This window comes from Dehalococcoidales bacterium, assembly GCA_035529395.1.
Lineage (GTDB): Bacteria > Chloroflexota > Dehalococcoidia > Dehalococcoidales > Fen-1064 > DUES01.
Map to the genome: position 1 here is coordinate 1 of DATKWT010000090.1, position 12,258 is coordinate 12,258.

A 12,258-nucleotide genomic window follows, 5' to 3' on the forward strand; every position below is an offset into this window, starting at 1 on the left:
AGGAAGGGGGGAAAGATTATATCTGGGGGACACCCCCAGACCCCTGCCAAAGGAGGCTTCGGCCCCTCCCGGAAGAGGGGGTGCCCCTCAGAAGGGGCCTGCCCTCTGGACTCCCCTTTTTCATCACCCTGTCAGACTCGATCCGGGATACGTGTTTGCCCCCTGGATTCCAGCCTGCGCTGGAATGACATCAACATCCATCATACGTAAAGATATATACGAGACACTACACTAGTGTCCCAGGGCATCCAGTATCAGCTCAACGTTCCGGTCAATGGCCTTCTCCCAGGTCTCGGTATCATCGAAAGCACCGGGGAAATACAGGATAATCACCCTGGCGACACCCAGCTCCTCAGCAATTGCTTTGCCGGCGTCCTTGCCACTGTGTACGTTATCAATCACAAGGGTTACGCCTGACTCTCTACCTTTGTCAATGAGACTCTGCGTATCCTGCGGGGTAAGTTCTGCCGGTCCATAGGTCTCTATTACGTAGAGTCCGAGCCACCGGGCAAAACCGGCCTGCCAGAAAGAACACAGGGTAGGAGTGCCAACAATGCCCGTACCTTTCAGTCGTTGCTGTATCTCGGTGTTCTTTTCGACAACCAGAGTGCTGTATTCATCCGCTCTCTTCAGATAGCTGTTCTCGTTATCCATATCTTCCCGAGCGAATGTCCGGGCAACAATCTCCGCGGCCTCAACCTGGACCGACGGTGTCATCCAGTTGCCATCTACTTTAACAGTGACCAATTTCAGGTCCGGATTGTCTGCCGATTCAACAAGACCAGGAACAAACGTCTCCCCAGGGAAACCGTGAACCAGAAATATGTCAGCTTCAGTCAGCTTCTTAATATCACCGGGCGTAGCATCAAAGTCTCCGGGGTGCTGTGAGGCTGGGACTATACTGGTAACATCCACCAGGTCACCACCAACCCGCTCTGCTATATACTTGAGATGTGACGTGCTGGTAACTACTTTCAATGTATCGGTGCCTTGTGTTGTGGGTGTGCAGCCGGACAGTATCGGAGTAAGAATTGTGCCGGCGACAACTACAGCGAAAACCAGAATGCGCATATTTTTCATCATTAACCTACCCCCTGTACTCGTTATAAACAGGTGTGCTGCCAGAAAAGGCAGATAATTGTCTGGTCCCGAACGGCAGCCTTACTTCACTTCTCAAGCAGGTTGCCGTTCCTCAAGAAGAATGCTGTGAGTCAGGAAGTCGACCTCGCGGACCCTGGCCTCGACCTCTTTTAGCTCCCCGAACAGAGTCTTCAGCCGGAGTATGTCCCCGGTAAGCTCTATCGCGGTCACATCTTCGGCAACAAGCTGCCTCTCACCGTCTTTTTCAAGATACGCTTTTGACAGACACACTCTAGTCCTCCCTCCCCCCGAGCTTCTGCAGTGCCTGGGACAGGTATTCACCCGCTTTCTCCATCTCCTGCGCCGCCTGCGTCATATCATCACCGGCACCGGTTTCACCGAGGGCGTTCACCTTATCCGCCCACTCGCGGAACTCCTTGCTGTGCTCCTGATTGTGCCCAATCCAGTGGGCCAGCAGAATCCTTACCTTTGCCAGGATGTCTTCACTGCTCATGGGCAACCTCCTCATTTTATTGTGTCGCATGCCGGGTACGCGGTGTGCGTACCTGACAGCACAGGACGCTGTCTTGTCCTGAAACAATCTACTGTCGACACCGGGAGCACAGTCCGGTAATGGCGAGATGCCTGATCTCGGCGACGAAATCGTGCTTCCTGAGCAGTGCTTTCTCAAGAGGGACCAGCAGCGACTCATCAAGGTCAATGGTAGCGCCGCACCGCCGACAGATAAGGTGGTGATGATGCCCCTTGTTGGCCGGGTGATAGCGGAACCGGCCCCCGCCGAGGTCGGTCTCGGTTACCAGGTCGAGTTTCTTTAACAGTTCCAGTGTCCGATAGACCGTGGAGATATTGACATTGGGGTATTTGGCTACTACCTGGGAATACATCTCTTCGGCGCTGATGTGGTCATCGCTGTTTTCAATGGCCTCAAATATCATCAGCCGCTGCGGTGTCAGACGATATCCCTGCTTGCCCAGCGCGCTGGCAATGTCCCTGCCGTACTCCATGTAGCATCACCCCGGTCTTCCGGTTCTTCACCGGGTCTTCCCGGCAATCTCCGCTGAGTATCATACCAGAACCGGGGGATAAATGCAAGTAGTTGCAGTTACAAATAATTGCAACAATCGCTGGCAGCGTTGACCGTGCCTGTGCTGCCCTGGTCACGTGCGTCCGGTAGCTGAGTTTCGTATCAGGGTGATGAAAAACCCTTTCGACCAACCCCCGTGCGGCCCGGATTGAGCGCCCCTCAGAAGGGGCGGTGCTCCTCAGAAGGGGCGGGGCGCCTCTCAGAAGAGGGAGCGCCTCTCAGAAGAGGGGGCGCCTCTCAGAAGAGGGAGCGCCTCTCAGAAGAGGGAGCGCCTCTCAGAAGAGGGAGCGCCTCTCAGAAGAGGGAGCGCCTCTCAGAAGAGGGAGCGCCTCTCAGAAGAGGCGGGGCCATCAGAATGGGCGGGCCCTCTGGACTCCCCTTTTTCAGCACCCTGCTATATCTGGCTGTAGCCGCTGCCGACGCGGTCAACACCGGCGCCCTGGGCTTTGTCTATCCAGCCGAACTCCTTGAGAATCTGCTGGCTGTAGGTGACCCGACCGGTGACCCTGTCCAGCGGCTCGGTAGCCAGCAGGAGGGCGGCTCTGGCCATCATCTCCGGCGGCTCACCGCGTGGGTCATCCATACCCGTGACCAGATTGTGGTAGACGGTACCCGGTGTCGGTACAACCTGAGAGGGTGATACACAGGTCACCGAAATGCCATACCGGTAGACCTCCTCGGCCAGCCCCTGGGTGAACCGCTCCAGCGCCGCCTTCTCGGCACCGTAGAGGGTGCCGCCGCGCTCACCGCCGGTGGCCTCTTTGTAGGGACCACGCCCCGGACCGATTGCCGCTCCCGAGGAGATGTTGACGATAGCCCCGCTACCCCGCTCCACCATGTCCTGAAGCGCGAGCTGGCTCAGGATGAAGGGACCGTGGAAGTTCACCGAGAAAGACCGGAGCCACCTGCGGACCGGGATATCCTTGACCGGTATGAAGTAAGTCAGGGCGGCGTTGTTCACCATGACATCGACCGGACCGAATATCTCCCTGGTCTTCGCCACCAGTTCACGGCAGCTCTCCTCATGGGACACGTCGACCTGCATCGGCACCGCCGTGCCTCCGGCTTTCTCAATTTCCGAGACCGTTGTCATTAGCGAGCCTTCCAGGATATGGTCTCCTTCGGTTACTGTCCGCGCGGCGCAGGCGACTTTCGCGCCCTCCGCAGCGAACAGTAGTGCAATTGCCTTACCGATACCACGACTCGCTCCCGTCACGATTGCTACCTTGCCATCAAGTTTCCCCATTATCGACCTCCTTCGTTTTTCCTGTAAGAGAAACAGGCAAACCGCCCGTTCACGCCTTCCTGGGCAGGTTGCTGAAAAACCCTTTCGACCAATCCCCGTGCGGCCCAGCTGGGCCGCCTCCCCCTTCCTAGCCAGGAAGGGGGTAGAATTTATATCTGGGGGACACCCCCAGACCCCTGCCGAAGGGGCGAAGCCCCTTCGGGACTTCCCTTTTTCAGCGCCTTCCTGGGCAGGTGCCTGTCCCGGCTGTCCAGCATTATCGTTACCGGACCATCGTTGTGGATTTCGACCTGCATATACTGCTGAAATCGGCCCGTGGCCACACTGAGCCCGGTCGCCCTGGCCCGCTCGACAAAGTTTTCGAACAGTTCCTCGGCTATTTCCGGTGGCGCCGCATCGGTGAAGCTGGGGCGACGGCCTTTCCTTGTGCCGGCCAGCAACGTAAACTGGCTGACCAGTAGCAGCTCTCCTCTGACATCTTCAATGGAAAGGTTGAACTTGCCCGCTTCGTCCTCAAAGATACGGAGACCAAGTGTCTTCGAGACCAGGTATTCTACGTCTTCCCGGCTATCTCCGTCAGCCACACCGACGAAGACCACCAGCCCCCGCCCGATGCTGCCGACCAGCTCACTGCCGACACTGACCGAAGCCTTGCCGACCCGTTGCAGCAGCGCTTTCACTCTTTGGCTCCACCCGAGTCCTTCCCGGCGGTGGTTTTCTCCTCGCCGGCCGGTTTTTTATCAGCCGGCTTCTCCTGACCGGCGCCGGACTTACCGGCATCACCGTGACCATCCCCGCCGAAATCACCCGGCTTGCGGCTATCCGTCACGTAGAAACCACTTCCTTTGAAAATTATCGGGGCCGGATGGAAAAGCCTCCGACTTGCACTCTGGCAACGGGGACATTTCGCCCCCGGTTCATCAGTGTAACTCTGCCGCTTCTCAAAGTGGTGGCCACATGACTGGCACTCGTAATCGTAGGTAGGCACCCTTCACCTCACAGGAAAAATTGTAGTTGATTGCCTTGGCGCAATCAATGTCGACTGCTCTGGTGCAATCAGTTAAGATTATACCCTTTTGCGCTTCCACCTGCCAAGTCGGAAATACAACACCGTAGCAATTGCCGTAACGAACACCCCCGCCACGAGCGCCCAGCGTATTCCGAGGACACCCATCTCTGTTAACTCCGGCAGCAGATACGCCAGGGGCAATATTACCAACCAACTCGCTACCATTCCAATTACCATTGGCGGTACAGTGTCACCGGTGCCGGAGAGGGACTGCCCAAGCACCACACCGAGACCGAGCATCACATAACCTGCGGCGGCTATCCTCATGAACGTGCTGGTCATTTCCACAATATCCGGTTCGGTACTGAAAATACTCACAATGTTCTCTGCCCATACCAGCACTACTACCGAGCAGATGACCATGAGCGCCGTGGACAGTCCGACGGCCTGCCAGCTACCCCGCTCTGCCCGTCCGGGATGCCCCGCCCCCATGTTCTGCCCCGCAAGCACGCCCGAGGCCGTACCAAGTCCGATATTAATCGGTATCAGCAGCATCTCAACCCGCTGCATCAGTGAGTGTGCTGCCACCGCCAGTGTACCGAACGGCGCTGTCAGCCAGGCCACTACCACCAGGCTCAAGGAACGCTGTACCCCCATTACCGAGGCCGGGATACCTATCTTTACCATACGCCAGACCATTGAGAGGTCAATCCGGAAGTGTCTCATCGTTAGTCTGAGCCTGCCTTTCTCCAGAGCAGGAATTCTCCACACGGCCATAAATGCGCAAGCACGGAGCAACAAATTGCCGGATGACTGACTGTCAGCCCAACCTTTCAACCACCGGTCCCAGTCGAAACGAACGGCACGTCCGGTGAAGAGCGCCCAGAGCACCAGGACCATGCCGATGCCACGTGAAATCACATTGGCCATCGCAGCACCACTGGCGCCCATATCCGGAAATAGTCCCCAGCCGAAGACCAAGGCGTAGCTCAGCGGGATGTGGACGAGCCGGTAGAAGATAACGATTGCCAGCGGGGTTACGGCATCCCCGGAGGCCTGCATGATGCTGTAGCCAATTAACCAGAAGGCTACCGTGACCGAGCCAAAACCGAACATGATACGCATGTAGTCGGTGCCCACCGCAATAACGTCAGGTTCAAGCCCCATCAGAGTCAGGACTATTTCGGAAAGCGTAAGACCCAGAATTACCATTACCAGCGTGTAGAACACACCAATGATAAAAGTCTGCTGACCGGTATGATTTGCTTGCTCAATATCTCCGGAACCGACAAATCGAGCGACAAGGGCACGTATACCGATACCCAGTCCGTTCATCAACATCATCTGGAAGCCGGCGTAGATACCGGCGATGCCGATACCGGCAACAGCCGCCGCTCCGAGCTTGCCCACCCAGACCATATCGATACTGATACCGATCATGTACAGGCCTTCGGTGACAACCATCGGCCAGGACAGACTCAGAAGGTTGCGCGTAACGCTGCCCCTGGTCCAGTCCTTCTCCCGCTTCACTTCCAGGCTACCTGTCGATTCCATGAAAAGGCTCCACTGGAGTAGGTTGTTATACTACACTAGATTCTCTTACTCTTCCACCTCCCGGACTTGAAGTATACGGTATATATAATAGCGCGAAGGACAATGGCAGATACAATTCCCCAACGGACACCATATACGCCGAGGTCCGTGTATTTAGGCAGGAAATAGGCCAGCGGCACCTGTATCAGCCACATGCTGAGGAGAGTGGTAATCATCGGTATCATCGTGTCTCCGACACCGTTGAGGCACTGCGAAAGCACCATCACCAGACCAAACACTACGAAGGACACAATTTCTATACGAAGAAAGTTACCGCCAAGCGCCTTCAACGCCGGTTCCGAGTTAAATACACCTATTATTTCTTCAGCCCAGAATACGATCACCAAAGAAGCAATAACCATTACCACGGAAAACAGGGCCGCCGCCGTCCATCCGGTCCGCTCGGCGCGCCCCGGCTGCCTGGCACCCAGGTTCTGTCCCGCCAGAACACCCGCCGCCTGACCGATTCCCTGGGCTGGCATGTGGGCAAACTGCGCAACCCTCTGAATCAGGGAGTGAGCCGCTACCGCGGTTGTGCCGAAAGGGGTTACGAACAAAACCAGTACGAGATTGGCAAAACTACGCTCGATACCGGTGACTGATGCCGGGATACCAATCCGGACAATACGCCAGATGATATTACGGTCCAGACTGAAATTCCGCAGGCTCAACCGCAGGCGTGATGGTACTAATTGGACAACCCGCCAGATGGCAATACGCCCGATTATGCCCCTGTCATTCCACCAGCGAGACCGGTCCAGCCAGACCGACTTCCCTGAGAAAAGAGCCCATAGACCAACTGCCGCACCGAGGCTTTGCGAAATGACATTGGTCATCGCGGCCCCGCTTACGCCCATAGCGGGGAATATCCACCAGCCGAAGACCAGGAAGGGGCATAAGGCTACATGCAGAATCCGGAAGCCTGCCGAGGCCATCATCGGGGTTAGTGAGTCGCCGGAGGCCTGCATAACACTTTCGGCCATCATCCGGAAAGACATCGCTACCGAGCCAATGAACATAATTCTCATGTAGGCGGCCCCTTCGGATACCACCTCTTCTTCGAGACCAAATACACGCATGATAGGTTCGGCCAGGACAATGCCGATAATGGCCATAATAATAGAGAAAACGGCACTGACTACAACGGCCTGCTGACCAACACTATTGGCACCCTTGTCGTCACCAGCACCAATGAAGCGGGCTATCATAGCCCTGGTGCCGGTAGTCAAGCCCATCCTGGCTGAATTCACCACCATCACCGCGGTACCGGCAACACCGACACCCGCAATGGAGGCTTCGCCCAGCTTGCCAACCCATATCATGTCAATAGTAGGGCCCATCATGGTCATGATGGCATTGATAGACATCGGCCAACCGAGCAGCAGGAGGTTCCTGATGATACTTCCCCTGGTCCAGTCACGTTGGAACCTTCTGCTTTTTCCCCCGTATTCCGGGGTTTCCCCGGTCTCTTCTTCTATTTCCATAGTATCCGGTCCGTGGTCAGACCCGCTTCCGCTTCCACCTGCCAAGCTTGAAGTATGTCGTGTAGCCAATTGCGCCCGCACCTATCGAGATAACCATCGCCCAGCGCACTCCGTAGACTCCGAGGCTGGTGTAATTGGGCAGGACGTAGGCCAATGGCAACTGTATCAGCCACATCATCAACAGGCTGATAACCATCGGTGGGACGGTGTCACCGGCACCGGAGATGCAGAACTGGAGTACGATGACGAACCCAATCAGGAAGTAGCCGGTGGTGGCTATCCGGATGAATCTGCTACCCATCTCTACCAGGCCGGATTCCTTGTTGAAGATGGTGACGACACTCTCCGCCCCCAGCAGTAACCCCAGCGAGCAAACGGCCATCAACGCCAGGGCCACAATGGCCGCGAGCCAGCCACCCCTCTCGGCGCGCTCCGGCTGGCCAGCGCCAAGGTTCTGTCCGGCGAGGGTACCGGCCGCCATGCCCAGTCCCATGACCGGCATGAACAGTATCATCTCCACACGCTGGGAAATAGTGTGGGCAGCCACAGCGAAGGTGCCGAAGGGCGCCATAATTCTGATAAAGACAAACCCGGCCAGGGCCATCTGCATCCCCATGATACTGGATGGTACACCGATTCTGATAATACGCCAGATGATACCGGGGTCAATGCGGAAGTTATCGAGCGTCAGCTTCATCTGGGCCTGCCCCAGGCGGAGCATTTTCCGAACGGGACTAAAATAGATGGACCTTCCCGTGAACAAGACCCACAATGAAAGGCCCAGCCCCAGGGTCTGTGAGATGATATTGGTATATGCGGCACCACTGACCCCCAGTTGGGGAAATACCCACCAGCCGAGCACCATGAAGGGGCAGAGGGCCACGTGGAGGAATCTGAAGAAAATGCCGATCCACATCGGTGTTACCGCGTCCCCGGAGGCCTGCATAGCACCCTCGCACATCATGCGGACCACCATCACTATCCCGCCGACGAACACAATCCTCAGGTAGGTTGCTCCCTGGAGGATGACCTCCTCCTCCAGAGGGAACAGGCGCATTATAGACTCGGCAAGAAAGAGGCCGACCAGTGCCATGATTACCGAAACAACGGCGCTGACCACAAATGCCTGTACGGCCACGTAGTTGGCACTCTGGAGGTCGCGGGCCCCGATGAAACGGGCAATGATTGCTCGCATTCCCATGGCAAGACCCATGATAGCCGACATCAGGAGTTGCACACCGATGCCGGCAACACCGACAGCGGCAATGGCCGCTGAGCCCAGCTTTCCCACCCATATCATGTCAATGGTGGGGCCCAGCATGTTCAGGCTGGAACTGACCATCATCGGCCAGGACAGCTTCATCAGATTGCCGATGATGCTGCCCTGGGTCCAATCACGGTCGGACCCGTTACGTCTTCTATCGTATTCCGGGGTTTCCTCGGTCTCTTCTTCTATCCCCATAGTATCCGGTCCGTGGTCAGACCCGTTTCCGTTTCCACCTGCCAAGCTTGAAGTATATCGTGTAGGTAATTGCTGACACCGCTAGAGAGATGACTATCGCCCAGCGTACGCCGTATATGCCGAGTCCGGTGGCATCAGGGAGAATGTATGCCAGCGGTATCTGTAATAACCAGACCATCACCAGGCTAAGAATCATCGGCGGCACAGTATCACCGGCACCGGTGATGCAAAACTGCATCACAATAACGAACCCTATCAGGAGGTATCCGACTGCGCCTATCCGGAGGAAGGTACCGCCCATTTCTACCAGGTCGGGTTCCCTGTTAAAAATACCGATGATACCCTCCGCACCTAATAGAAGAGCCAAACAGCAGACAACCATAAACATCAGCGCCATGAACGATGCCTGCCAGCCACTTTTTTCAGCGCGACCGGGCTGCTCGGCACCGAGGTTCTGCCCGGCAAGGATTCCAGCCGCCATGCCCAGCCCTACTATCGGCATAAAGATAATCATCTCCACGCGTGATACAATGGTATGGGCAGCTACGGCATATGTCCCGAAGGGCGCCATAATCCTGACGAGGAAGAACGCACCGAGTGCCTGCTGCATACTCATAATACCGGATGGTACACCGATTCGGACAATACGCCAGATGATACCGGGGTCGATGCGGAAATTCTTTGTTATCAGTTTCATCCTGCCCCACCCCAGCCGGATCCTCTTTCTCGTCCTGTCGAAATAAATGGAACGCCCTGCTATAAGGACCCACAATGAAAGGCCCAGCCCCAGGGTCTGTGAGATGATATTGGTATATGCGGCACCACTGACCCCCAGTTGGGGAAATACCCACCAGCCGAGCACCAGAAAGGGACAAAGAACTATGTGGACAAACCGGAAGACAACTGAAATCCACATCGGCGTTACCGCGTCGCCTGCGGACTGGATAGCGGATTCGCACATCATGCGCACTATCATCACTACCCCACCGAGGAAAACAATCCTCAGGTAGCTTGTCCCTTCGAGGATGACTCCTTCTTCCAGGTCAAACAGGTTCATAATAGATTCGGTACAAAAGAGACCTATCATCGCCACAATCAAAGATATCACGGCACCCAGTACAAAGGCCTGTAATGCGACATGGTTAGCACTCTTACGGTCTTGTGCCCCGATGAAGCGGGCAATCATGGCTCTCATTCCCATACTGAGCCCCATAATTGCCGACATCACGAGCCCGACAGCAATACCGGCAACACCAACACCGGCGATAGCATCCGAACCCAGACTGCCGACCCAGACCATGTCAATGGTGGGACCAAGCATATTGAGGACAGAGCTTACTATCATCGGCCAGGCCAGCCTGATAAGATTGCCCGTAATGCTGCCCTGAGTCCAATCACGGTCGAACCCGGGCTGTCTTCCTCCCGGGCCCGCCGCTCCTGCCGTACTGCCAGTATCCATATTAAGTATTCACTATTAAAATATTATATTATTACTATACCCGTCTTCGTTTCCACCGACCTGTTCTGAAATAGAGCAGGTATGCAATCGCCCCAAATATAAGACCGGAGACAATTGCCCAACGCACACCGTACACACCGAGGTCTCCCACTTTTGGCAAGAGATAGGCCAGCGGTAACTGCAGCAACCAGACAGACACCAGACTGAAAATCATCGGGGGGACAGTATCGCCAGTCCCGGACAGGGTACTCATTAGCGAAGACGTAAATCCCATCACCATATAACCAGCTACCGCTATCCGCAGGAAGGTAGTAGCCACTGTCACTAACTCTGATTCCGAGTTAAAGATGCGCACGATAGGGCTCGGCACAATCAGGAGCACTATCGAGCAGACAATCAGAAAACCCTCAACCAGCAGTACCGCTATCCAGGCTCCCTTTTCAGCCCGGTCCGGTTTTCCGGCTCCAAGGTTCTGTCCCGCGAGCACCCCGGCTGCCTGACCGAACGCCATTCCCGGCATGAACATCACCATCTCAATCCGCTGAGTTATGGTATGGGCTGCTACCGCGATTGTCCCGAAGGGGCTGATAAACATCATCAGGAAGAACTGGCTGAAGGTACGCTGCATCCCGGAAATCATTGATGGCAACCCAATCCGGACAATGCGCCAGATAGTCTGCGGGTCAAGGTGGAAGTTCTGCAGCGTCAGCCGCAGCTGGGACTGCCCGACATGGACCCGGGGTAGCCACCGTAACAGAAGTACACCACGCAGCCAGCTATCTTCATCCTGCTGGAGTGGACGCTTGAAATAAAGGGAGCGACCGGTGAACAGTAACCATAGTCCCAGACTCACACCCAGGCTTTGCGAGATAACGTTGGTTACCGCCGCACCCCGAACGCCCAGCTCCGGGAATATCCACCAGCCGAAAATGAGAAATGGGCACAATACCACATGAAACAGCCGGTAAATGGTGGCCGTTATCATTGGCGTGACGGTATCACCGGAAGCCTGCATTACACCTTCGGCCATGATGCGGAAGGAAATGGCGGCAGACCCGACGAACATAATCCTCAGGTAGTCTGCTCCGGCGACTACAACTTCCGGTTCAAGTCCGAAAAGACCGAGTATTTCTTCAGCCAGGAAAGCACCGACAGCCGCCATGATAATGGCGAACCCGCCACTGATGACAAAAGCCTGCTGGGAGACGTGGTTAGCACCCTGAATGTCACCGGTACCAATAAAACGAGCTATGAGTGCCCTCATTCCCATGATGAGGCCCATCATAGCCCCCATTATCAACTGCGTGGCAATACCGGCGACACCGACACCAGCTACCGAAGAAGACCCGAGTTTTCCGACCCATATCATATCGATGGTGGGACCGAGCATCATGAGGCTGCTGCTGATGACCATTGGCCAAGACAGTCTCAGGAGATTACCAACGATACTGCCCTGAGTCCAGTCCCTCATCAGGGGGCCACCCCGCCTGCCGCCAGGAAACCCGGTCTGCTCCATCCCGCCAGCGTCCACTCCTTTACTACTATGTCCGCCTTCCTGCTCCTAATACAAAGAACCCCTGGGCTAACTCCCGGCAAGTCGCCGGAGTACCAGCAAGCCTATGAAAAACCCTTTCGACCAATCCCCGTGCGGCCCATCCGGGCCGCCTTCCCCTTCCTGTCCAGGAAGGAGCCTTCTGCGGAAGGGGGGAAAGATTATATCTGGGGGACACCGGCAGAATCTGGTTTCGGATTCTGCTAACGTCATTCTGTAAGAATGACGCCCAGACACCCCTGCCAAAAGGAGCGCCTCTCAGAAGAGG

Annotated in this window: 12 protein-coding genes; all 12 read right to left on the minus strand. The window is 56.0% G+C overall.

The window, feature by feature from the left end; genetic code table 11:
- Positions 1–231: 231 nt before the first annotated feature.
- Entirely contained in the window at positions 232–1,083 is an 852-nt protein-coding gene (locus VMW13_05810) for a metal ABC transporter substrate-binding protein (protein HUV44328.1), read from the minus strand.
- 90 nt (positions 1,084–1,173) lie between these two features.
- Positions 1,174–1,371, minus strand: coding sequence for a CooT family nickel-binding protein (locus VMW13_05815; protein ID HUV44329.1), 198 nt, complete (start codon positions 1,369–1,371; stop codon positions 1,174–1,176).
- A gap of 1 nt (position 1,372) precedes the next feature.
- Positions 1,373–1,594, minus strand: a complete 222-nt coding sequence (locus VMW13_05820; GenBank protein ID HUV44330.1) for a hypothetical protein — start codon at positions 1,592–1,594, stop codon at positions 1,373–1,375.
- 88 nt (positions 1,595–1,682) lie between these two features.
- The gene (locus tag VMW13_05825) at positions 1,683–2,105 is read right to left on the minus strand and encodes a Fur family transcriptional regulator (GenBank protein ID HUV44331.1); all 423 of its coding nucleotides are present in this window, start codon (positions 2,103–2,105) and stop codon (positions 1,683–1,685) included.
- Between the two features lie 474 nt (positions 2,106–2,579).
- Positions 2,580–3,431, minus strand: coding sequence for an SDR family NAD(P)-dependent oxidoreductase (locus tag VMW13_05830; protein HUV44332.1), 852 nt, complete (start codon positions 3,429–3,431; stop codon positions 2,580–2,582).
- 149 nt (positions 3,432–3,580) lie between these two features.
- Positions 3,581–4,111 (minus strand): D-aminoacyl-tRNA deacylase, encoded by a 531-nt coding sequence (gene dtd / locus VMW13_05835; GenBank protein HUV44333.1) that lies wholly within the window; start codon positions 4,109–4,111, stop codon positions 3,581–3,583.
- On the minus strand, positions 4,108–4,419 hold the full coding sequence (locus VMW13_05840; GenBank protein ID HUV44334.1) for an FmdB family zinc ribbon protein: 312 nt from the start codon (positions 4,417–4,419) through the stop codon (positions 4,108–4,110). The genes dtd and VMW13_05840 overlap by 4 nt, the downstream gene beginning before the upstream one ends.
- A gap of 78 nt (positions 4,420–4,497) precedes the next feature.
- Positions 4,498–5,994: an MATE family efflux transporter gene (locus tag VMW13_05845; protein HUV44335.1), complete on the minus strand. Its 1,497-nt coding sequence runs from the start codon at positions 5,992–5,994 to the stop codon at positions 4,498–4,500.
- 35 nt (positions 5,995–6,029) lie between these two features.
- Complete coding sequence (locus VMW13_05850; protein ID HUV44336.1) at positions 6,030–7,517, minus strand: MATE family efflux transporter; 1,488 nt, start codon at positions 7,515–7,517, stop codon at positions 6,030–6,032.
- Between the two features lie 16 nt (positions 7,518–7,533).
- Positions 7,534–8,979, minus strand: a complete 1,446-nt coding sequence (locus tag VMW13_05855; protein ID HUV44337.1) for an MATE family efflux transporter — start codon at positions 8,977–8,979, stop codon at positions 7,534–7,536.
- Between the two features lie 16 nt (positions 8,980–8,995).
- Complete coding sequence (locus VMW13_05860) at positions 8,996–10,438, minus strand: MATE family efflux transporter (GenBank protein ID HUV44338.1); 1,443 nt, start codon at positions 10,436–10,438, stop codon at positions 8,996–8,998.
- 34 nt (positions 10,439–10,472) lie between these two features.
- Entirely contained in the window at positions 10,473–11,954 is a 1,482-nt protein-coding gene (locus VMW13_05865; GenBank protein ID HUV44339.1) for an MATE family efflux transporter, read from the minus strand.
- Positions 11,955–12,258 lie beyond the last annotated feature (304 nt).

Excerpts from the sequence above, each read along its gene's own strand:
- VMW13_05810 (HUV44328.1), bottom strand. The coding sequence starts at position 1,083 with ATGATGAAAAATATGCGCATTCTGGTTTTCGCTGTAGTTGTCGCCGGC.
- VMW13_05820 (HUV44330.1), bottom strand. The coding sequence starts at position 1,594 with ATGAGCAGTGAAGACATCCTGGCAAAGGTAAGGATTCTGCTGGCCCAC.
- VMW13_05825 (HUV44331.1), bottom strand. The coding sequence starts at position 2,105 with ATGGAGTACGGCAGGGACATTGCCAGCGCGCTGGGCAAGCAGGGATAT.
- VMW13_05830 (HUV44332.1), bottom strand. The coding sequence starts at position 3,431 with ATGGGGAAACTTGATGGCAAGGTAGCAATCGTGACGGGAGCGAGTCGT.
- VMW13_05845 (HUV44335.1), bottom strand. The coding sequence starts at position 5,994 with ATGGAATCGACAGGTAGCCTGGAAGTGAAGCGGGAGAAGGACTGGACC.
- VMW13_05850 (HUV44336.1), bottom strand. The coding sequence starts at position 7,517 with ATGGAAATAGAAGAAGAGACCGGGGAAACCCCGGAATACGGGGGAAAA.
- VMW13_05855 (HUV44337.1), bottom strand. The coding sequence starts at position 8,979 with ATGGGGATAGAAGAAGAGACCGAGGAAACCCCGGAATACGATAGAAGA.
- VMW13_05860 (HUV44338.1), bottom strand. The coding sequence starts at position 10,438 with ATGGATACTGGCAGTACGGCAGGAGCGGCGGGCCCGGGAGGAAGACAG.
- VMW13_05865 (HUV44339.1), bottom strand. The coding sequence starts at position 11,954 with ATGGAGCAGACCGGGTTTCCTGGCGGCAGGCGGGGTGGCCCCCTGATG.